Genomic DNA, 22,954 nt, shown 5'->3' on the forward strand with positions numbered 1-22,954 from the left:
GGTGCAGCATGAAAAAAATTTCGATTCTCGGGTCAACCGGTTCCATTGGAACCCAGACACTGGATGTAGTCGATATGCATCCTGAACGCTTCCAAGTAGAAGGATTGGCTGCTGGTGGCAATATAGAGCTGCTGATTGAGCAAGCGAAGCGTTACAGACCCAAAAAGGTGTCCGTCGGCTCGAAAGAGCTGGCAGACACGGTGGCTCCGCACTTGCCTGCTGGAACACAACTTTTTTATGGCAAAGAAGGACTGGTGGAAGTTGCTGCCGGAACAGATGCCGATACAGTTGTTACTGCTGTAATGGGGAGTGTTGGACTCGAGTCGACCTTGGCTGCGATTGATGCGGGCAAACAGATCGGGTTGGCTAACAAGGAGACGCTGATTACAGCGGGCCATATTGTAACGGCGAGAGCCAGTGCAAAAGGAGTTCCCATTTTACCGGTAGATAGTGAGCACTCGGCTATTTTTCAATGTTTAAATGGAGAACCGCGTGAACGCTTGATGGGCATTACGCTTACAGCCTCTGGTGGATCATTTCGTGATCTGACTCGCGAACAGTTAAAGGAAGTTACGGTGGAAGACGCACTCAAACATCCCAACTGGTCGATGGGCTCCAAAATCACGATTGATTCAGCAACGATGGTGAACAAAGGTCTCGAAGTCATTGAAGCGCACTGGCTGTTCGGTCTCCAATATGATCAGATTAATGTGCTGCTTCATCCAGAAAGCATCATTCATTCCTACGTGGAATTCAACGATACAAGCATTATTGCGCAGCTGGGGAATCCGGACATGCGTGTTCCCATCCAGTATGCATTGACCTATCCGGACCGCTTGCCCTCCCCTGCACAACGTTTATCCTTGGCACAAGCAGGCAAATTACATTTCGGTGAAATGGATATGGAGCGGTTCCCTTGTTTAAGAATAGCATACGAGTGTGGTAAAATGGGGGGGACCGCAACAACGGCGTTTAATGCAGCCAACGAGGTTGCCGTAGCCCGTTTCTTGCGTAAAGAGATTTCGTTCCTTAAAATAGAGGATATTATTGCTTCTGTGCTGGAAGCACACCGCAATGTAGACGAGCCTGATTTGGCTGAAATAGCCAGATGTGATCAGGAGAGTCGTCAATTTGCGTCTCGTCTGTAATCTCTTTTTTCGAAACAAAATGGAAGAAGTGATTCTCTTGTGCGGCATCAGAGAATAATGATAATCTAAAGGGACAGACTGCGGTTCGTGCCGTGAAGGAGGATGGATAGGGATTGGAAACCATACAAGTGGTATTTCTAACGGTGCTCATGTTCTTTGTCATCGTGACGGTTCATGAATGGGGACATTATTATTTTGCCAAGCGCGCCGGTATTCTTGTACGGGAATTTGCGATCGGTTTTGGTCCCAAATTATTCTCATATAAAAGAAACGAGACCCAGTTCACACTGCGCTTGCTGCCGTTTGGCGGATATGCACGTATGGCAGGTGAAGATCCGGAACTCGTAGAGATTCAGGAAGGTCAGACCATTGCCGTAAGATCGGCTGATGACCAAGTGAAAATGATTTACCTTGATCAATTGGATAACCGTAAAAATGTAATTCGTGGTGAAGTGATCTCCATCGATATGGAGAATGCGTTAAAACTGCAACTGGATGTGGATGGCGAAGTTCAGCAGTATCGGATACATCCGCAGGCCATGCTGGTAAGTCGTGGCAAGCAAACCCAGATCGCACCGAAAGATCGCCAATTTGGCAGTAAAACGGTGGGGCAGCGGGCAATGGCCATTTTTGCTGGACCACTCATGAATTTTATCTTGGCATTTGTATTGTTTGCGGTGTATGCCCAAATGGCAGGAGTTCCGGTTGAAAATCCGAAAAACCTGGAAATTGGTGAAGTGCTCGAAGGTGGAGCTGCCTACCAGGCGAACCTGCAAAAGGGAGATATCATTGAAACCATTAATGGTACTGCTATTGGTACAGATTCGAAAAAAATGGTGACGATGATTGCTGATTCCAAAGACAAGCCGATGGAGTGGACATTGCGTCGGGGGGATGAAACGTTTAATATAACGATCACCCCTCGTGCCGTAGAAGGTCAAGAGGGCGGTAAGGTCGGAATTGTACCTACACTGCCAACCCGATCTGTTGGATTTGCGGAGACCTTTAAGGTTTCAGGAATAGCGATGGTCGATACCACCAAAGTCATTTTTGAAGGTTTCAAACATCTGATTAATCAGTTCAACATGGATGACATCGGTGGCCCGGTTCGTACATTTGAGGTCACAGGGCAAATCGCGAAGCAGGGGATTGAACAGTTGACAAGATGGGCAGCGATCTTGAGCCTTTATCTTGGTATTTTCAACCTGCTGCCGATTCCTGCACTGGATGGAAGCCGTCTCGTTTTCCTTGGAATCGAAGGGCTGCGGGGCAGACCGGTCGATCCGAATCGTGAAGGGATGGTTCATTTTGTCGGTTTTGCTATGTTGTTTGTGCTGATGCTGGCAGTAACGTATAATGATATATTACGTTTAATTAACGGATAATTATGGTTTGACTATGCTCTGGAAATTCAGAGATGGTCGTTATGGGAGGACGCTGGAGTCTTATGTCAAAGGAAAACGATAAACAGTTTGTGACCGAAATTACACCACAGGGTGAGGATTTCTCACGCTGGTATATTGATGTTATCAAAAAAGCTGATCTCATGGACTATGCACCTGTACGCGGTTGCATTGTGTTTAAACCAGACGGGTTTGAAATCTGGGAACACATTAAGGATGAGTTGGATCGTCGTTTCCGGGAAACGGGTCATCGCAATGCGTATTTCCCGATGTTCATTCCTGAGAGTTTCTTTCAAAAGGAAAAAGAACACGTGGAAGGCTTTAACCCTGAATTACCATGGGTTACAGAAGCTGGGGGAGAGAAGCTGGAAGAACGTCTGGCAATCCGTCCTACATCAGAAACGATTATTGGTCACATGTATTCCAAGTGGATTCAGTCTTATCGGGATCTACCGGTATTAATCAACCAGTGGGCTAACGTAGTCCGGTGGGAAAAAAGAACATTGCCTTTCCTTCGCACAAGTGAGTTCCTGTGGCAGGAAGGTCACACGGCGCACGAGACCGAAGAAGAAGCACGTGAAGAAACGATGAAAATGCTTGAGATTTATCGTAAAGTGGTTGAGGAGTATTTGGCAATTCCTGTCATTGTGGGTCAGAAAACCAAATCGGAGAAATTTGCCGGTGCAGTGGATACGTACTCAATCGAAGCCATGATGAAGGATGGACGTGCTGTACAAGCAGGTACATCACACTACATGGGAACGAACTTTGCAAAAGCATTTGAAATTCAGTATCTTAGCCGGAATAATGTGCTGGAGTTGGCTTACACCACTTCATGGGGGGTAAGCACACGTTTGATCGGCGCGTTAATTATGGTTCACGGAGATGACCGTGGTCTTGTGCTTCCTCCTAAAGTTGCACCAACACAAGTGGTCATGATTCCGATTGGCCCCCCGAAAACGCGTGATGCTGTTGTGGGGCGTGCGGACGAGTTGTTCGCTGAACTGAAACAAGCTGGAATCCGTGTGAAAATGGATGATCGCAGTGATGTTCGTCCAGGCTGGAAATTCAACGAATACGAGATGCGTGGTGTTCCGATTCGTCTCGAAATTGGTCCGCGTGATATGGAGAACGGTGTGTGTGTCCTCGTTTCCCGGATTACTGGAGAGAAAAAAGTTGTTGAACAAGCAAATTTGGTGGAAGAAATCCAGACTATGCTGACTCAAGTGCAGGCAGATATGCTGCAACGTGCTCGGACGTTTATGTCGGACAACTTCTATTCAGTGGATACCCTGGATGAGATGAAAGAACTGATGGAAAATAAACGCGGGTTCACACTGGCTGGATGGTGCGGTTCAGAAGCTTGCGAAGATAAAGTAAGAGAAGTAACAGGTGCAACAAGCCGGAACATTCCGTTCCAGCCTGCGGAAGAAAAGCATACGTGCCTGGCTTGTGGTGAAGATGCGAAACACACGGTAGTGTTTGCAAGAGCGTACTAAGTCAGGAAGACTTGACTAACAGCACTTATTCACCGTAAGAGTAAGGAATGGAGAGCTTCTGTCGGATAAAATGAGTCGGTGCGGGTTCGGATCGGGGACATTTTTGAATGCAGAGGCTTTTTCTGTTTGAAGGGGGTACAAGGAGGAACACGATGAGTGGATTCGAGGAGAAGAGAAAACGGTTTGAATTGTTGATGAAACAGACGGAGCTTCCGGCTGGCCTAGTAGAGCCCTACTTTTTGGATGGATGGATTGAACGGGTGGAGACAAGTCGCAGCAACCGTGACTGGACGATTGTGATTGCGAAGGATACTTTGGTTCCTGCTCCAATCTATCGTACATTTTGCCTGCACATCCAGGAGAAAATGAATCATATCTCCAAAATCACGTTTGGTTTTAAATATAGTGAGCAGGTTGAGATTGGTGACATTGTCAGTGAGTATTGGAACTTGTTCCTTGAATGGGTTACCCGGGAGATCCCATCCGTTAACGGTTGGATGAATCGAACGAAGTTTGAATGTGAAGCGGATCTGCTTCAATTGACCATGAGTGATGCCATGTCGATGGAGCTTGCAAAGAAGAAGCAGATCGATCAGGCTATAACCACTTTTTATGATAAGTATTTTCAATTGCCCTTGCGCGTCAAATTACTGGTTGGTGAGGTTGAAAGCAACAAAGAGGCGATGGAACAATTCCAGCTCAAGAAGCGGGAAGAAGAGCTCCAGGTTATCGAACAGATGATGAGTGAGGTCGACTCGGAAATGCCTGAAGAGGAAGAACAGGGCGATGTTCGTTTACAGATGGGCTATGATATCAAGGAACCACCTGTACCTATGCAGGAAATTCAGGATGAAGAGAAAAAGGTTACGTTACAGGGGACGGTCTTCGGGCTGGATCGCAAAGAATTGCGGAACGGGAATACCTTGTTTACTTTTTATCTGACGGATTTCACGGATTCCATGCAAATGAAGATGTTTGCCAAAACGAAAGAGGATGTCAAAATTCTGAGCTTGCTGGCCAATGGTAAATGGGTGAAAGTGCGTGGTCGTGTAGAGTACGATCGCTTCATGCAAATCCCGGAACTGGCCATGATTCCATCGGATTTGGTGGAAGTAAAAGCACCTCCATCCCGCAAGGATAATGCAGCTGAGAAACGGGTCGAATTCCATCTGCACTCCACCATGAGTACAATGGATGCTGTAACTTCGATCGACAAATATGTAAAGACTGCAGCAGAATGGGGACACAAAGCCATCGCGGTAAGTGATCATGGCGGTGTACAAGTATATCCGGAAGCATCCAAAGCGGCCAAGAAAAACGGAATTAAGATGATCTACGGCCTTGAGGCCAATGTAGTGAACGATTCAGTTGCTGTTGTTATGTCACCGCAGCCGTTGGAACTGAAATCTGCCACATATATCGTCTTTGATATCGAGACCACAGGTCTGTCTGTGACCCAGAACAAGATCATCGAGATTGCGGCAGTGAAGATGGAAGACGGTAAAGAGGTTGACCGTTTTGCTACGTTTGTAAATCCGCATGAGCGCATTCCATATAACATTCAGCAATTGACTAACATTAACGATGAAATGGTGAAGGATGCACCTGAGCTGGAGCCGGTTATCCATGATTTTGTGAAATTTGCCGGAGACGGCGTATTAGTTGCGCATAATGCGCGATTCGATATGGGATTTATTCAGGCGTCGCTCAAACAGCTGGGTCTGCCGGAGCTTCCGAACCCTGTCCTCGATACATTGGAACTGGCACGGTTGTTATATCCAAAAATGAAGAACCACCGTCTGAATACGCTGGCGGATAAATATAAAGTAGCACTGGAAAGTCATCACCGGGCGATCGACGATACGATCGCTCTCGCAGGCATACTGAATGGATTGATTAATGATGCTGCCCAGATGAAAGGCCTGACCATGCTGGATCGGCTGAATGATTATGTTGGGGTTGATCTCTCGAATACGCGTCCATTTCATTGCGGAATCTATGCTTTGAACGATGTCGGCAAAAAGAATCTATATAAACTGGTGTCGCTTTCCCATACGGAGCACTTCAAACGAGTGCCTTGTATTCCAAAATCGAAGCTCATCAATTTGCGTGAAGGCCTCATTATTTTATCCGGATGTGAAAAAGGTGAGTTTTTCGAGGCTGTCCTCAATAAATCGCTTGAAGAGGCGGAAGAGATAGCGCATTTCTATGACATTCTGGAGATCCAGCCTCTGACGATGTATATGCATTTGGTGGACAAAGGGCTGGTGGCTACACCTGAAGAGTTGAAGCTTGCTGTCCGTAAAGTAGTCGACATTGGTGAAAAATTGGGGAAACCGGTAATTGCCACAGGCAACGTGCATTATCTGGAACCGCGCGACAAGCTATATCGGGATATCACCATTCACGGAATTACAGGTTTCAGCCCGCTTAAAGATCAACGTAAACCGGATGCTCACCTAAGAACGACCGATGAAATGCTGGAAGAGTTCCAGTACCTGGGTCAAGATAAAGCCTACGAGGTTGTCGTTACGAATACGGTTGAATTGGCGGATCGATTCGAGGAAATCAAACTGTTCCCGGACAAGCTGTTCACCCCGATTCTGGAAGGTGCGGACGATGAGATCCGTAATACCTGCTATAATACGGCCAAGTCGATTTATGGTGAGGAACTGCCGGAAGTCATTGTGGCACGACTTGAGAAAGAATTGAAGCCAATTATCAAATACGGTTTCTCTGCCAACTACCTGATCTCGGAACGCCTGGTTAAAAAATCGAACCAGGACGGTTATCTTGTCGGCTCCCGGGGATCGGTTGGCTCGTCTGTTGTTGCTACTTTCCTGGGCATTTCCGAGGTTAACCCGCTGCCTGCTCACTATATTTGTGTGAATCCGGAGTGTAAGCACAGTGAGTGGTTCCTGGACGGCAGCGTGCCGAGTGGATTTGACCTTCCTGAGAAAGAATGTCCTGATTGTGGAGGGCGATTAAAAGGTGAAGGGCAAGATATTCCGTTTGAGACCTTCCTTGGTTTCAAAGGGGACAAAGTTCCCGATATCGACTTGAACTTCTCGGGTGATTATCAACCGCATGCCCATAACTATACGAAGGTGCTTTTCAGTGAAAAGAGTGTATTCCGTGCGGGGACGATTGGTACGGTCGCTGAGAAGACGGCGTTTGGTTTTGCCAAGAAATATGAGGAAGAACATCATAAGAAATGGCGCGGGGCTGAGCTGAACCGTCTGGCTTCCGGTTGTACCGGGGTTAAACGTAGTACAGGGCAGCATCCCGGTGGTATTGTCGTTGTTCCGGACTATATTGAAGTGGAAGATGTAACGCCCGTACAGTTCCCTGCGGATGACGTTAACGCAGAGTGGAAAACAACACACTTTGACTATCACGCCTTCGAAGAGAATTTGCTGAAACTGGATATTTTGGGTCATGATGATCCAACCATGATGCGGATGCTGCAAGATTTGACGGGTGTTGATCCAACGACCATTCCGATGAATGATCCTAAAGTTATGAGTATGTTCAACTCGACGGAGGCGCTGGGTGTTACGCCAGAGCAGATTCGTTCGCCAGTAGCAACTTTTGGTGTACCGGAGATGGGGACAAAGTTCGTACGTCAGATGCTTGTCGAATCTCAGCCTTCCTCTTTTGCCGATCTGCTTCAGATCTCTGGATTGTCTCATGGTACGGGGGTATGGCTCGGCAACGCACAAGATCTAATCAAAAATGGAACGTGTAACATCAAAACGGTGATTGGTTGCCGGGATGATATCATGCTGTTCCTGATCTATAAGGCAGGCATGGACGCCAGTCTTGCCTTTAAAATTACAGAAAGCGTACGTAAGGGGCGCGGTTTGCCGCAAGAATGGATTGATGAGATGAAAAATTGCAAGGTGCCGCAATGGTACATTGATTCCTGTCTGAAAATCCAGTACATGTTCCCGAAGGCCCACGCGGCCGCTTATGTTATCTCGGCAGTACGTACAGCGTACTTTAAGCTGTATCACCCGATTGAATATTATGCGACATATTTCACAGTCCGCGCAGATGAGTTTGACATTGAACTGGTATGTCAGGGATACGAGCCCATCTATCGGAAGATCGTTGAGATTGAGCAATTAGGTTTCCAGGCACCACCAAAAGAAAAAAATATGCTTCCTGTTCTTGAGATGGCTCTGGAAATGGCAGCGCGCGGATTCTCGCTCAAACCGATTGATCTGTATCGTTCGGAAGCGACGAAGTTTATCGTTGACGGAAACTCACTTATTCCTCCGTTCTCTGCATTGGGGGGAATCGGGGATAATGCTGCACGCAATATCGCTGCGGCAAGAGAGCATGGAGAGTTTCTGTCGATTGAAGATTTCCAGCAGAAGTCCAAAGCAAGTAAAACAATTGTAGAATTGCTGACGGGCATGGGATGCTTCCGTGGTTTGCCGGAAAGCAATCAATTATCACTGTTCTAAAATGGTAAATGGAGTAACCAGTCAGGGTTTGTCATTTGAATACGTAAATTTTTCTTCATTAGTGGTTAAAATAGCAGAGTGATCGCTTACTTGTCACTATTACCAGACTATGTTATAATTTTTGAAGTGAACGAGATAGTACGAATTTCTAAAGAGTGGGGAAACCCACTCTTTAGTCTTTGGTATACAAGAATCTTGGGTAATGAAGAATTTGCCAGTCATTTTTGCTGGTGTAACCTAAGTTGGAGGTTATCGGTTTTGAGCACAACGAACATTAAATCTACCGTGGAAGAAATGATCCAACCCTACTTGAATGAACAAGGCTTCGAGCTGGTTGACATCGAATACGTCAAAGAAGGCAGCAACTGGTTTTTACGGGTGTATGTCGACAAAGAGGGTGGCATCGACATCGATGATTGCGTCTTGATCAGCGAAAAGCTGAGTGCCAAGCTGGATGAGAACGATCCGATCCCGACCATCTATTTCCTTGAAGTGTCTTCTCCCGGTGCGGAGCGTCCACTGAAAAAACCGGAGGATGTTGCCAAATCCGTAGGCAAAAACGTGTTTGTTACGACCTACGAGCCGGTAAATGGAATAAAGGAATTTGAAGGCAAGCTGCTTTCTTTTGATGACGGGGAACTTGTGATCGAAGCAGGCAAGAAACAGCATGCCATTCTTTATGATAAGGTAGCGAGTGCGCGCCTAGCCATACTGTTTTAAGTGCCTTGTTCACTTTATTAATGAAAAAGACACATCTCACGATAACGGCAAGGTGCTCATGAGTTCAGAGCCTTTCGCCGTTTTACGTATGAGATGCCATGTTTGAAAGGGGGATCAACATTCATGAGTATGGATTTTATTGAAGCAATGAATGAATTGGAGCGGGAAAAAGGGATCAGCAAGGATGTGCTGTTTGAAGCGATCGAGGCGGCATTAATCTCCAGCTACAAGCGTAATTTCAACACCGCCCAGAATGTGCGTGTTGATATGAATCGCAATACGGGAGTTATCCGGGTATATGCCCGTAAATTGATCGTGGAAGAAGTCCTGGATTCACGTACCGAAATTTCATTGCCTGCTGCACGGGAGATCAACCCACACTTCCAGCTGGAAGATATTGCGGAGATTGAAGTTACGCCGCGTGATTTCGGACGTATCGCCGCACAAACTGCCAAACAGGTAGTTACCCAGCGGATTCGTGAAGCCGAACGCGGCCTGATCTACAACGCTTTCGTAGATAAGGAAGAAGACATCGTTACGGGAGTGGTGCAGCGTCAGGATTTGCGCAATATCTACATCGATCTGGGCAAAATCGAAGCGGCTTTGCCGCTGACCGAATTGATGCCGAACGAGAAGTTTGTTCATGGTGACCGCATTAAGGCGTACATCACCAAGGTCGAGAATACGACCAAAGGGCCGCAAATCATTCTGTCCCGTACTCATCCGGGCTTGTTGAAACGTCTCTTTGAACTGGAAGTACCTGAGATTTTTGACGGTGTAGTTGAGATTCGCTCCGTCGCACGTGAAGCGGGTTTCCGCTCCAAGATTGCCGTTCATTCCCGCAATGAGGAAGTCGATCCGGTTGGATCATGTGTAGGTCCGAAGGGAATGCGCGTGCAGACCATTGTGGGTGAGCTGCGCGGTGAAAAAATTGACATCGTTCGTTTTTCCGACCAGGTAGACGAATATGTGGCTAATGCACTTAGTCCTTCCAAAGTGTTGGAAGTTCAAGTATTCGAGGAAGAAAAGATGGCTCGGGTTATTGTTCCCGACTATCAGCTGTCCCTCGCCATTGGGATCAAAGGCCAGAATGCCCGGTTGGCAGCCAAATTGACCGGCTGGAAAATCGACATTAAGAGCGAGAGCCAGGCGGAACAGGAATTCGGCAGAGAGAAAGATTCTTCTTCGGAAATGCATCAAGATTCCGTCTCCGTCGACTAAAGTAAAGCACGGGGGGCGCTAACGTATGAAAACCAAAAAAGTGCCGTTACGCAAATGTGTGGCGTGTCAGGAAATGATGCCCAAAAAGCAGCTGATCCGTATCGTCAAAACGCCAGAGGATGAAGTGCTGATTGATTTAACTGGCAAAAAGTCCGGACGTGGTGCTTATTTATGCGGCAAAGAGTCCTGTTTTAAACTTGCACTCAAAAACCGGTCTCTGGATCGGGCGCTGAAGGGCAAGGTCTCACCGGAAATTTATGAGCAATTGGCTGCTGATTTCATTAAGGTAGAGGATGAATTCAAAGCTGCGCAGGAGCGTGAAGATGATGAATAATAAAACTCTGTCTTATCTGGGACTTTCTATGCGTGCAGGCAAACTTGTAACAGGTGAAGAAATTGTGCTTAAAGCGATCCGTTCTTCCGAAGCTAAAATGGTTATTGTTGCGGGCGACGCCTCGGCCAATACACAAAAGAAATTTCGCGACAAATGCGGAACATATAAAGTTCCACTGGTAATCGGATTTGACCGGGATAGTCTGGGTTCAAGTATCGGTAAAGAAACGCGGGTTGTTCTTGCAGTAACGGATCGAGGGTTTGCAAAAATGATCTCCAAGCAAGTCGGGATAATGTCGGAGGTGGAGTATATTGAGTAAACAGGAAAACAAGGATAAATTGCGGGTTTATGAATATGCGAAGTCCCTTAATATGAGTAGTAAAGAAATTATAACCATTCTTAAAAAGCTGGAAATTCCCGTAAACAATCATATGAGTGTCATGGAGAATGGTTCAGTCGGTAAGGTGGAACAATTTTTTAAAGATATAAAATCCACTGCAGCATCCAAACAAAGCAGCGAAGCAAAATCCGTTGCTACATCGTCAGTGCGCAGTGACAAAACAGTGGACAGCAACAAACCGGCCGGCGGAGCGAACACGCCGAAGAGCAGCAACACATCCGGTAGTCCCGTACAAACAAAAATACAACAGGAAAAGCAGGTAGGTATGAACAATAGACCAAATTCCAACAATAACAACGGCTCCCAAAGACCTAGCGGCCAAGACAGTCGCAACAGAACAAACTCTTCCCAAGGCTCAAGCCAAGGAGGACAATCCAGTAATCGTCCAAGACCAGCTCAAGGTGGACAAAGCAGTACAGCATCCCGTCCGCAAAGTACGGGACAACGTCCAACGAACAGTGGTGGTGGTCAAACAAGAAGTGCAGGCCCGAACAGCGGTGGAAACACAGGCACTGGCGGCAACCGTACTGGTGGCCAAGGACAGAGCTCAGGACAAGGCCAACGCAGAGGCGGCCCAGGCAATTCCGGCAATAACAACAACAGTGGCAACCGTTCGAACAGCGGTGGCGGTGGACGTCGTTATGACGACAACCGTGGCGGCAACTTCCGCGGTAATCGTGGCGGCAAGAACAATCGCAACAGAAATCAACAACAGTACCAACAACGTGAGAAAATTGATAACACACCTAAGAAAATTATCGTACGTGGTGACATGACGGTTGGTGAAACAGCGAAGCTGCTTCATAAAGATGCCTCCGAAGTAATCAAAAAACTCATCGCAATGGGTGTTATGGCAACGATTAACCAAGAGCTTGATATCGAAACTATTCTGCTGCTTGCTGGAGAATTCGGTGTTGAGGTCGAAGTGAAAATTGTTCTTGAAGATGACCGCTTCGAAACACTGGAAGAGAATGATGATCCTGCAGATTTGCAATCTCGTCCACCGGTAGTTACGATCATGGGTCACGTTGACCACGGTAAAACAACATTGCTTGATGCGATTCGCTCAACGAATGTAACGGGCGGAGAAGCAGGCGGTATTACTCAGCATATCGGTGCTTATCAAGTTGAAATTAACAATAAAAAGATCACGTTCCTGGATACACCGGGGCACGAAGCGTTTACCGCTATGCGTGCACGTGGAGCACAGGTTACGGATATTACAATTATTGTTGTAGCGGCAGATGACGGTGTTATGCCACAAACCGTTGAGGCGATTAACCATGCCAAAGCTGCTGGGCTGCCAATTATCGTAGCTGTCAACAAAATTGATAAGCCGGGTGCAGATCCGGATAAAGTAAAACAGGAATTGACAAACTATGAACTCGTTCCCGAAGAGTGGGGCGGAGATACCATCTTTGTTAACGTTTCAGCGAAGCAAAGAATGGGTCTGGAAGGTCTGCTTGAAATGATTCTGCTCGTTGCAGAAGTGAACGAGTACAAAGCGAACCCGGACAAACGTGCCCGTGGTACAGTTATCGAAGCCGAGCTGGATAAAGGACGTGGCCCAGTTGCCCGTATTCTCGTACAGCACGGTACACTGAAAGTCGGAGATGCTTTTGTTGCAGGTAACTGCTTCGGTCGCGTACGTGCGATGGTGAACGACAAAGGTCGCCGTTTAAAAGAAGCTGGACCTTCAACACCTGTAGAAATTACGGGTCTGACTGAGGTTCCAGGGGCGGGAGATCCGTTCATGGTGTTTGAAGATGAGCGCAAAGCGCGTTCCATCGCAGACAAACGTGCCATCACTCAACGTGAATCCGATCTGGGTACAAACACACGTGTGACACTGGACGATCTGTTCCAACACATCAAAGACGGTGAAATCAAAGACCTGAACGTAATCATCAAAGGTGACGTACAAGGTTCGGTTGAAGCATTGAAAGGTTCCCTTGCAAAGATCGAAGTTGAAGGTGTACGCGTGAAAATTATTCATAGCGGCGCTGGTGCAATCACAGAGTCCGACATCATTTTGGCTGCAGCATCCAATGCCATCGTGATTGGCTTCAACGTGCGTCCTGATAATCAGGCGAAAGCGACTGCAGATCAAGAGCAAGTAGACATTCGTCTGCATCGGGTTATCTACAGTGTTATCGAAGAAATTGAACAAGCAATGAAAGGTATGCTTGATCCGATTTACAAAGAAAAAGTAATCGGTCATGCTGAAGTTCGGAGCACGTTCTCCATTAGTAAAGTGGGTACCATTGCTGGATGTATGGTTACTTCGGGTAAAATTACGCGTTCCGCGGAAGCACGCCTGATTCGTGATGGCATTGTCCTTTACGAAGGCAAGCTGGATTCCCTGAAACGGTACAAAGATGATGCCAAAGAAGTAGCTCAAGGCTACGAGTGCGGTATCACGCTGGATAAATACAACGATCTCAAAGAGGGCGACGTGATTGAAGCTTTCATTATGGAGACCGTACAACGATAAGCAAGGAAGCATGAGGTGAACAACAATGGCCAAGATTCGTACAGGTAGAGTGGGCGAGCAGATTAAGAAAGAATTAAGTCTGCTCATCCAGTCTGAACTGAAAGATCCTCGTATCGGCTTTATTACCGTAACGGGAGTCGAAGTGACAGGCGACTTGTCGCAAGCCAAGGTTTATCTGAGTGTCTTCGGTGAACAGGAACAAAAGGATAATTCGCTTAAAGCGCTGGCAAAAGCAAATGGATTTTTGCGTTCTGAACTGGGCAAGCGTATTAGATTTCGTCATGTACCCGAGTTGATATTCAAGATTGATGAATCGATCGCATATGGCAGCCGAATTGAGAAGCTGCTTGGCGATATCGGTACCGACAAGAACGAATCCGAGTAACAGAATAAAGGAGACGGCAATGCACACTTATGAACAGGCGCTTCAGGACGGAAAGCAATTTCTGTTGGAGCATGATGATTACCTGGTCGTGTCGCATGTACAGCCGGACGGTGACGCAGTCAGCTCGACGGTAACGGTGGGCTGGCTGCTGTCATGTCTGGGCAAGACATTCACGATGATTAATGAAGGAGAAATTCCACAGCGCATGCATTTTTTGTGGGAATCTGGCAAGATCGTGAACATGACCGAACAACCACCGGAACGGAAATATAAAGCGATAATCTGTGTGGATTGTGCAGACTTTTCCAGAGTAGGCCTGACTCGTCATTATTTCGAAGAAGATGCTTTCATTTTAAATATTGATCATCATCCGACAAATGACGCGTACGGTACAGTAAACATCATTAAGCCGGACGCTGCGGCAACAGCTGAAATTCTGTTTGATTTCCTTAATCTTTTCCCGTTGACATGGAACAAAGATGTAGCTACAGCAGTCTATACGGGATTGCTAACAGATACAGGCGGATTCCGCTATGCCAATACGAGTCCTAATGTGATGACCACCGCTTCCAAATTGCTTGAACATGGTGTGGATGGACCTTATCTCGCACAGATTTTGCTTGAACAGGTGACGCTTCCCCAAGTCCGTATATTGAATAAGGCACTCTCAAGTCTGCAAATGACTGATGATGGCAAGATTGCTTGGGTAGTCATTACACCAGAAGATATGATTGCTTGTGGTGCGGCCAACGAAGATCTTGAAGGGGTAGTCAATTACCCGCGTAACATTCAAGGTGTGGAAGTGGGCATCTTTTTTAAAGTGATCAACGACAATGCGGTGAAAGTATCTCTTCGGTCAGCTGGCAAGGTTGATGTTGCCGCGCTTGCACAGAACTTTGGTGGAGGCGGACATGTACTTGCAGCCGGATGTCGCTTGGAGGGCAAGTTGGAAGATATCGTCGAACTAGTGCTGAAGCAGGTGAATGCTCAATGGTAAAACCATTTGAAGGGGTACTTCCGGTGTACAAGCCAGCGGGATTTACTTCTCATGATGTTGTGGCCAAGATGCGTCGTATTCTCAAAATGAAACGTATTGGTCATACAGGTACATTGGACCCGCAAGTTACTGGTGTACTTCCGCTCTGCCTTGGACGTGCAACACGTGTGGTGGAGTACATGCAGGAGCTTCCCAAGGAATATCTGGCAACGCTACGACTGGGTCTGTCTACAGACACGGAGGATATGACAGGTGAGGTTATTGAGCGGTCGGAGACGGCTGTTGAGGTGACACAGGAGCAGGTTCAGCAGGTGCTGGAACAATTCCTGGGTACTATCTCACAGGTTCCGCCTATGTATTCTGCAGTCAAAGTGGACGGAAAACGTCTCTACGAGCTTGCTCGTGAAGGCAAAACGGTAGAGCGTAAGAGTCGTGAAGTTACGATCTATGAGCTGGAATTAACAGGCATCGAGAAGCAGGGTGACACTACGGATATATCGTTCCGTGCTTTGTGTTCCAAAGGGACTTATATTCGAACATTATGTGTAGATATCGGTAGAAAATTGGGATATCCATCCACGATGCTACAACTGGAGAGAACGATATCGGCGGGGATCTCCGCTGATCGCTGTCTTCGCTTTGAAGAAGTGGAACAACGTATGATCGATGGAACGCTAGCTGAGGTTTTGATTCCAGTGGATGAAGCCATCGCTTCGATTCCGGCACATACGGTTGGGGCTGAACAGGCTAAGGGAGCGCTTCAGGGCCAGAAATTATCGGCTCGGTTGCTCGAACCGCCTGCGGAGCAACCTGGTCTACTGCGCTTATATGCTCAGGACGGAACATTCCTGGGAATATTTGAGCGGGATGACTTGAAAGCAACGGTAAGAGCTGTTAAAGTCTTTTTGCCGGAATAAAGAGGTCCCGGGTTTGAGTGGCGTTGGTGCTCAGCTTGGCCCTATCAAGTGAAATGCAGGTGAATGATTGTGAAAACCGTAATGCTAACCTATCCGCAGACGTTGCATTCGGCCGATCTGAGCACACTTCCCCAAGTGCTCGCGATTGGTCAATTTGACGGGCTGCATCTCGGACATGCAAGCGTCATTTTGTCAGCTGTCCGCATTGCACGCGAAACGGGCATGCAGTCAGCGGTGATGACCTTTCATCCTCATCCGAAGGAAGTTATGCGCAAAGGGGATTACGAGGGTTATTTGACTCCCTTGAGAGATAAAGAAGACATCCTTGCAGAAATGGGTGTAGACGTACTTTACGTAGTGGAATTCAATAAGGAATTCTCTAAGTTGACGCCGCAGCAATTTGTACATGATCTGTTACTACCGCTTCAGACTCGAACGGCAGTAGTCGGTTTTGACTTCCGTTTCGGTCACAAGGGAGCAGGAGATGAACAGCTTCTTCGTACATTGGGAGAAGGCGAAATGACAGTTGAGACCGTTCCTGCATTCCTGTTAAATGGCGAGAAAGTGAGCAGTTCTCTCATTCGTGGTCTGTTGAAGCGCGGGGAGATGGGTGAAGCCAGTCAATGGCTGGGTCGTCCGTACAGCATCAGAGGAACTGTTATACACGGTGAGAAACGTGGACGGACCATTGGTTTTCCAACTGCGAACCTTGAACTCACGGATCATTACGTTACACCAGCGAAAGGCGTTTACGCTGTTCGGGTCCAGTATGGAGAGCAGGAACTGCGTGGGGTCATGAATCTTGGTGTGAAACCTACCTTTCATGAAAACGGGATGAAACCTACGTTTGAGGTGCACTTGCTTGATTTTGATGGACAAATATATGATGAGGAATTAAAGGTTGAGCTTGTTCACTATATTCGTGCAGAACGAAAATTTGACTCGATTGATGCATTGATCAGCCAGATTCGTGAAGATGCTTTAACTGCAGCACGCCTGTTATCTTGAAGCTCAGACAAAATACAGGTTTACATTTACTTTATCCGGGCAATTATGATATAATGTACTACGTTGTCGATTGAGACAACAGACAACCTTGGCTTGGTTGCTTGCTCTCACCGGCGGCGACGAGGCTAATGGCGATTATAATGAAGGAGGTGAATAGGATGGCATTGACTCAAGAACGTAAACAACAACTGATCGACGAGCACAAAACTCATGAGTCCGATACTGGATCACCTGAGGTGCAAGTTGCTATCCTTACGGAAAACATCAGAAGTTTGACAGACCACTTGCGTACGCATAAGAAAGACCACCACTCACGTCGTGGACTTTTGAAAATGGTAGGTCAACGTCGTAAGCTTTTGGCTTACGTGAAAAACAAAGATGTTAAACGTTACAGCGCACTGATCGAAAAACTCGGATTGCGTCGTTAATTATCGTACATGTTTTCTAAATCAACCTGGCTGTTATCCGTCGTTCTTTTGTCTAAAAGGACAAGCGGAGCTTACAGCCGGGTTGTTTTGTAGATGAACATGTTGCCATATATTTGTAGATGATAGCTCCGCAAGGAGCTTTTGTTTTGCGAGTTAGCATGTTGCAAGATACATAGCTAATGAATGCAGGAGAAGCAGGAAATACTGTGAGAATGCAGAATCCATTGTGTTAGGAACGAATAAAAGGAGGGATTTCATGGAACAGCGTGTTGAAATGCAGCTTGGTGGAAGAACGCTTACGCTTGAAACAGGGCGTTTAGCCAAGCAGGCTAATGCTGCCGTTAAGGTAACGTACGGGGATACCGTTGTATTGTGTACGGTGACTGCATCGAGTGAGCCAAAAGATCTGGACTTTTTCCCATTAACGGTAAACTATGAAGAAAGATTGTACGCCGTAGGTAAAATTCCAGGTGGATTTATTAAACGTGAAGGCAGACCGAGTGAGAAAGCAATTCTTTCGAGTCGTTTGACAGACCGTCCGATTCGTCCTTTGTTCCCGGAAGGTTTCCGGAATGATGTACAAGTTCTGAATATCGTTATGAGTGTGGATCAGGACTGTGAACCGCAGATTGCTGCCATGATCGGTACATCGGCTGCACTGAGCATTTCGGATGTTCCATTTAGCGGACCGATTGGTGGCGTAAAAGTTGGACGTATTGATGGCGAGTTCATCATCAATCCAACAATTGCACAACTTGAGGTAAGCGAGATTGAGCTGGTTGTTGCAGGAACCAAAGATGCCATCATGATGGTTGAAGCGGAAGCGAACGAAGTACCGGAAGAAGTAATGCTTGAAGCCATCATGTTCGGACATGACGAGATCAAGAACATTGTTGCAGTAATTGAACAACTCGTACAAGTGGCTGGCAAAGAAAAAATGGCTGTGAAACTGCATGCCGTTAATGCTGAAGTCAACAGCAGTGTGCGCGAATTCGCGAGCGCTCGTCTGGTTGAGGCAGTTAAAATTGCTGAGAAGCATGCCCGTCAGGATGCCATTGATGCTGTGAATGACGAAACGGTTGCTCACTTCGAAGAGAAGTATATTGAGACTCCTGAACTGCTCAAAGATGTGAAGGAAGTCCTGCACGATATCGTCAAAGAAGAAGTGCGTCGTCTTATCACGCACGACAAAGTTCGTCCGGATGGACGTGGACTCGCTGAGATCCGTCCAATTGAATGTGATACATCGCTGCTGCCACGTACTCACGGTTCTGGTCTGTTCACTCGTGGTCAAACTCAGGCCCTTAGCGTTTGTACACTTGGTGCACTGGGTGATGTTCAAATTTTGGACGGAATCAGCCTGGAAGAAACAAAACGTTTCATGCATCACTATAACTTCCCGCCATTCAGCGTAGGTGAAGCTCGTCCACTTCGTGCGCCAGGTCGTCGCGAAATCGGTCACGGTGCTTTGGGTGAGCGTGCGCTTTCCAAAGTTATTCCTTCCGAAACGGACTTCCCATACACGATTCGTCTGGTATCTGAAGTACTGGAATCCAACGGTTCCACGTCCCAGGCAAGTATTTGTGCAAGCACGCTGGCAATGATGGATGCAGGTGTACCGATCAAAGCACCAGTAGCAGGTGTAGCTATGGGTCTGATCAAAGATGGAGATCATGTTTCCATTCTGAGTGACATTCAAGGTATGGAAGATCACCTGGGTGACATGGACTTCAAAGTAGCAGGAACACCTGATGGTGTAACCGCTATTCAGATGGACATCAAAATTGACGGTATCGATCGTCAAATCTTGTCCGAAGCTCTGGCTCAAGCCAAAGAAGGTCGTATGCACATCTTGGGCAAAATGACCGAAGTAATGAAAACTCCACGTGAGCAGTTGTCACAATACGCGCCTAAAATTACAACGATGCATATCAATCCGGACAAAATCCGTGATGTTATTGGTGCAGGTGGTAAGATTATCAATAAAATCATCGAGGAAACCGGTGTTAAAATTGATATTGAACAGGATGGACGTGTCTTTATCGCTTCTTCCAACCAGGAAATGAATGATAAAGCTAAATCGATCATCGAAGGCATCGTGCGTGAAGTACTGGTCGGCGAGATCTATGTAGGTAAAGTAAAACGTGTTGAGAAGTTTGGTGCTTTCGTTGAAGTGCTCCCGAACAAAGAAGGTCTGGTTCACATCTCACAATTGTCCACTGAACGTGTTGCCAAAGTGGAAGATGTTGTTGCCATTGGTGATTCCATTACGGTTAAAGTAACGGAAATTGACCCACAAGGCCGAATCAACCTGTCCCGCAAAGCTGTATTGACTGCCGAAGCTCCGGCTCAATCCTAGGCTGCGTGCCACCATTTTTTTGAAAAGAAATATTGAATGAAGAGACAGAATGTGAATTTCTGGCTCTTTTTTTAACGTTTAAATATCTTGTTTAATTTGCTGTTCTATCCCTTAAAACCTTTATTCCAGCTTTGGAGATACTTCACATGAACAGCTTGTTTTTATTCATATTCTTGCCCTTGTCCTCATATGATGGGGACAAAGACGGCGGGAGGATGGAGCTGTGGGAAACCAATCCAAAAAGCTGGCGGCTGTTCTTGTCGGTGTGGCAGCAGTCATACTGGTGGGACAAGTGGGCAGTGTACGTACATACATTACGGAAATCCGTGATGGGCCAGGCACGCAAAATGCATTTGATATGTTCAAGGAGGCAACCGGGGAAGAGCAGCTGTTGTCGGCGATCCGGGATAAAGCGGCTGAAACGAAAATCGCTCCAGTAAATGCCAGAGTGGATCGGGTCTGGAAAGCAATACCCGGGTATAACGGACTAGAGATTGATGTGGAAGCCACGTATCGCAAAGCACTTGGTGGGACGTTGAGTACCAAGATAGCGTATGTATATCGACAAACTGAACCTGAGATTCAACTTAAGGATTTGGGTGCACACCCGATTTACCGGGGAAATGCCGAAAAACCAATGGTTTCTTTCATGATTAATGTTGCCTGGGGTAATGAATACATTATCCCGATGCTAGATACGCTGGATGCGGAAAAGGTCAAAGCAACTTTTTTTCTGGATGGAAGCTGGTTAAGTAAAAACGAGGAACTGGCTAAAGAAATTCAAAAGCGCGGACATGAGTTATCGAATCATGCCTATTCCCATCCTAATATGAGTCGATTGAGTACGGAACGGGCCAAGCTGGAGATCAGTAAAACCCAGGACTTGCTCAAAGAAAAGTTGGGCGTTGAAAATCACTGGTTTGCTCCACCTTCCGGCGATTTTAATCAGCAGACAGTTGATATTGCTTCCCGCATGGGACTGCAAACCGTGCTGTGGACACTGGATACGGTGGATTGGCGCAAACCGAGTTCTGAATCGGTTGTAGTGAAAATCGCCAAAAATGTGGAGGCCGGCACATTAATTCTAATGCATCCAACGGCGGCTTCTTCTGGAGCCCTAAAAGGAATGATTGATTCTATACGCGCCAAGGGTTTGATGCTGGGAACGGTAAGCGAAACCCTGTCATCTGAGCGTGTAAAGGCTTCAGCGGTTGAGTGAACGATGTTTTTTTGTTAATATCAAACAGTTGGAACCAAATGTCGATTTCAATGTCGTTTTGAGATCAGGGCAATTATAGAGATGTAGGAGGGCCAACCGTGAAAAAAATTCAGCTGGGCAATGGCCTCAGAGTTGTCATGGAACAGATTCCGACCTGTCGTTCCGTGTCATTCGGTATATGGGTCAAGACAGGTTCTCGTAATGAGCAGCCTGCAAGCAACGGAGTGTCACATTTTATTGAACACATGCTGTTCAAGGGAACGGATCGTTACGATGCAAAGGCGATTGCGGAGCAATTCGATGCGATCGGTGGTAACGTAAACGCGTTCACTTCGAAAGAATACACATGCTATTACGCCAAAGTATTGGATGAACATCTGCCAATAGCTGTTGATGTATTGTCCGATATGTTTTTCCGTTCCAAAATGGATGATGGTGAGCTGATCAAGGAGAAAAACGTCATTTTGGAAGAAATATCAATGTATGAAGATACGCCGGATGACATGGTCCATGATCTTATGGCTTTGGCCGCTTATGGAGAACACCCGCTCGCTTATCCAATCCTGGGTACCGAAGAGCGGCTCAAGGCGATGGATTCAAGCCATCTGCGTGCATATATGAAGGAGCACTATACGATTGAAAACACGGTTATTAGTATTGCAGGTAACATTGATGACAGTGTGATCGATTTGATGGAAAAGCATTTTGGTGCATTTGATGTTAACGGTGTGGCTGAGCAGGTTACCATGCCTGCATTCCAGAGCGGACAGCTCTTCCATAAGAAGAAAACGGAACAGAATCATATCTGTATCTCATTTCCAGGATGTAAAATCGGAGATCCGCTCCAATTCGCCATGGTTGTGTTGAATAATGCAATAGGCGGAGGAATGAGCTCTAGATTGTTCCAGGAGATTCGGGAAAAACGCGGTCTGGCTTATTCCGTTTATTCGTACCATAGTTCCCATGCGGATAGTGGACTCTTCACGATATACGCAGGCACAGCGCCAAAACAGACAAAGGAAGTACTGGATCTGACCAAAGAGGTTCTGCACGACCTGGCGGTAAACGGACTGTCTGAGGATGAGCTACGCAAAGGTAAAGAACAACTGAAGGGCAGCCTAATCCTTAGTTTGGAAAGTACGGGCAGCCGGATGAACCGCCTGGGTAAAAACGAACTGATGCTGGGCAGACATCATACGCTGGACGAAATGATTGCCAAAATTGAACAAGTAACGATGGATGATGTCAATGCTGTACTGGACCTGATGTTTGCAGAGCCGTTTGCGCTCGCTATGGTCGGTGCTTCGGATCGTACCATCGCTGGATTAAGAAGGGATGATTTTGTTGCATTACGTTCAAATTCAAAAGTTACCGGGCAATGAAGATATTAAGTTGCCCCAAAAAATGTCAGAGCTGGCGTCCGGTTTTGACGTAGTTGCAGCACTGCAGGAAGAGGTTGTATTGCAGCCTGGTCAGCGTTCTTTGATACCTACCGGACTTGCCATGGCTATGCCAGCAGGATTGGAGGCGCAAGTTCGCCCGCGCAGCGGCTTGGCTTTCAAACACGGAATCACCTGTCTGAACACACCGGGTACCATTGATGCCGATTATCGCGGTGAGGTTAAGGTTCTGTTGATCAATCTGGGTCAGGAGCCGTTTACGATTGTGCGTGGGGAGCGTATCGCCCAAATCGTGTTTCAAACGGTTCCAGCAGTAGAATTAACAGAGGTAACTGAACTATCGGAAACCGTGCGCGGAGAAGGCGGGTTTGGTCATACCGGTAAATAACGGGTCCCATTTCCGCAGCAAGCTGTCTAAGCATCCTTTGTAACCGAAGATATAACAATTTAATAACAGATTATGTTTTCATGAGTCGTTCCGAAGGGACGGCTCTTTTTGCTGTTTCATGGTAAGAGAAATCTGAATTCAAGCAATGTAGCAAGTTCAATT

The 22,954-nt window shown here is 46.8% G+C and carries 18 protein-coding genes; all 18 read left to right on the forward strand.

The window, feature by feature from the left end; translation table 11 throughout:
* Nucleotides 1-8 precede the first annotated feature (8 nt).
* The 18 genes from PPA03S_RS21750 to dut all read left to right on the forward strand — a co-directional run bounded on the left by PPA03S_RS21750 (nt 9) and on the right by dut (nt 22,792).
* The gene (locus PPA03S_RS21750; protein WP_062326082.1) at nt 9-1,148 is read left to right on the forward strand and encodes a 1-deoxy-D-xylulose-5-phosphate reductoisomerase; all 1,140 of its coding nucleotides are present in this window, start codon (nt 9-11) and stop codon (nt 1,146-1,148) included.
* A gap of 113 nt (nt 1,149-1,261) precedes the next feature.
* Complete coding sequence (gene rseP / locus PPA03S_RS21755) at nt 1,262-2,533, forward strand: RIP metalloprotease RseP (protein ID WP_062326083.1); 1,272 nt, start codon at nt 1,262-1,264, stop codon at nt 2,531-2,533.
* Between the two features lie 62 nt (nt 2,534-2,595).
* Complete coding sequence (proS, locus tag PPA03S_RS21760; protein ID WP_062326084.1) at nt 2,596-4,050, forward strand: proline--tRNA ligase; 1,455 nt, start codon at nt 2,596-2,598, stop codon at nt 4,048-4,050.
* A 152-nt stretch (nt 4,051-4,202) separates the two neighbouring features.
* The gene (locus PPA03S_RS21765) at nt 4,203-8,522 is read left to right on the forward strand and encodes a PolC-type DNA polymerase III (protein WP_062326085.1); all 4,320 of its coding nucleotides are present in this window, start codon (nt 4,203-4,205) and stop codon (nt 8,520-8,522) included.
* A gap of 258 nt (nt 8,523-8,780) precedes the next feature.
* Nucleotides 8,781-9,242, forward strand: a complete 462-nt coding sequence (gene rimP / locus PPA03S_RS21770) for a ribosome maturation factor RimP (protein ID WP_062326086.1) — start codon at nt 8,781-8,783, stop codon at nt 9,240-9,242.
* Between the two features lie 123 nt (nt 9,243-9,365).
* Nucleotides 9,366-10,463: a transcription termination factor NusA gene (nusA, locus tag PPA03S_RS21775; RefSeq protein ID WP_062326087.1), complete on the forward strand. Its 1,098-nt coding sequence runs from the start codon at nt 9,366-9,368 to the stop codon at nt 10,461-10,463.
* Nucleotides 10,464-10,488: 25 nt separating this feature from the next.
* Nucleotides 10,489-10,797, forward strand: a complete 309-nt coding sequence (gene rnpM, locus PPA03S_RS21780; RefSeq protein ID WP_062326088.1) for an RNase P modulator RnpM — start codon at nt 10,489-10,491, stop codon at nt 10,795-10,797.
* Nucleotides 10,787-11,116, forward strand: coding sequence for a YlxQ family RNA-binding protein (locus PPA03S_RS21785; protein ID WP_029880929.1), 330 nt, complete (start codon nt 10,787-10,789; stop codon nt 11,114-11,116). The genes rnpM and PPA03S_RS21785 overlap by 11 nt, the downstream gene beginning before the upstream one ends.
* Nucleotides 11,109-13,691: a translation initiation factor IF-2 gene (gene infB, locus PPA03S_RS21790; protein WP_062326090.1), complete on the forward strand. Its 2,583-nt coding sequence runs from the start codon at nt 11,109-11,111 to the stop codon at nt 13,689-13,691. The genes PPA03S_RS21785 and infB overlap by 8 nt, the downstream gene beginning before the upstream one ends.
* 25 nt (nt 13,692-13,716) lie before the next feature.
* On the forward strand, nt 13,717-14,076 hold the full coding sequence (gene rbfA / locus PPA03S_RS21795) for a 30S ribosome-binding factor RbfA (protein ID WP_062326091.1): 360 nt from the start codon (nt 13,717-13,719) through the stop codon (nt 14,074-14,076).
* Between the two features lie 19 nt (nt 14,077-14,095).
* Entirely contained in the window at nt 14,096-15,073 is a 978-nt protein-coding gene (locus PPA03S_RS21800) for a DHH family phosphoesterase (protein ID WP_062326092.1), read from the forward strand.
* Complete coding sequence (gene truB, locus PPA03S_RS21805; protein WP_062326093.1) at nt 15,067-15,990, forward strand: tRNA pseudouridine(55) synthase TruB; 924 nt, start codon at nt 15,067-15,069, stop codon at nt 15,988-15,990. Before PPA03S_RS21800 ends, truB begins: the two co-directional genes overlap by 7 nt.
* Before the next feature lie 69 nt (nt 15,991-16,059).
* Nucleotides 16,060-16,998: a bifunctional riboflavin kinase/FAD synthetase gene (locus PPA03S_RS21810; protein ID WP_062326178.1), complete on the forward strand. Its 939-nt coding sequence runs from the start codon at nt 16,060-16,062 to the stop codon at nt 16,996-16,998.
* 158 nt (nt 16,999-17,156) lie between these two features.
* Nucleotides 17,157-17,426 (forward strand): 30S ribosomal protein S15, encoded by a 270-nt coding sequence (gene rpsO, locus PPA03S_RS21815; protein ID WP_056700672.1) that lies wholly within the window; start codon nt 17,157-17,159, stop codon nt 17,424-17,426.
* Between the two features lie 256 nt (nt 17,427-17,682).
* Complete coding sequence (pnp, locus tag PPA03S_RS21820; protein ID WP_062326094.1) at nt 17,683-19,785, forward strand: polyribonucleotide nucleotidyltransferase; 2,103 nt, start codon at nt 17,683-17,685, stop codon at nt 19,783-19,785.
* 223 nt (nt 19,786-20,008) lie between these two features.
* Complete coding sequence (locus PPA03S_RS21825) at nt 20,009-21,004, forward strand: polysaccharide deacetylase family protein (RefSeq protein ID WP_062326095.1); 996 nt, start codon at nt 20,009-20,011, stop codon at nt 21,002-21,004.
* 98 nt (nt 21,005-21,102) lie between these two features.
* Entirely contained in the window at nt 21,103-22,386 is a 1,284-nt protein-coding gene (locus PPA03S_RS21830; protein ID WP_062326096.1) for a M16 family metallopeptidase, read from the forward strand.
* Nucleotides 22,346-22,792 carry a dUTP diphosphatase gene (gene dut, locus PPA03S_RS21835; protein WP_174532152.1) on the forward strand — a complete coding sequence of 149 codons (447 nt, stop codon included), beginning with the start codon at nt 22,346-22,348 and terminating at the stop codon, nt 22,790-22,792. The genes PPA03S_RS21830 and dut overlap by 41 nt, the downstream gene beginning before the upstream one ends.
* The last annotated feature ends 162 nt before the right edge of the window (nt 22,793-22,954 follow it).

This window comes from Paenibacillus pabuli NBRC 13638 (assembly GCF_001514495.1).
Lineage (GTDB): Bacteria > Bacillota > Bacilli > Paenibacillales > Paenibacillaceae > Paenibacillus > Paenibacillus pabuli.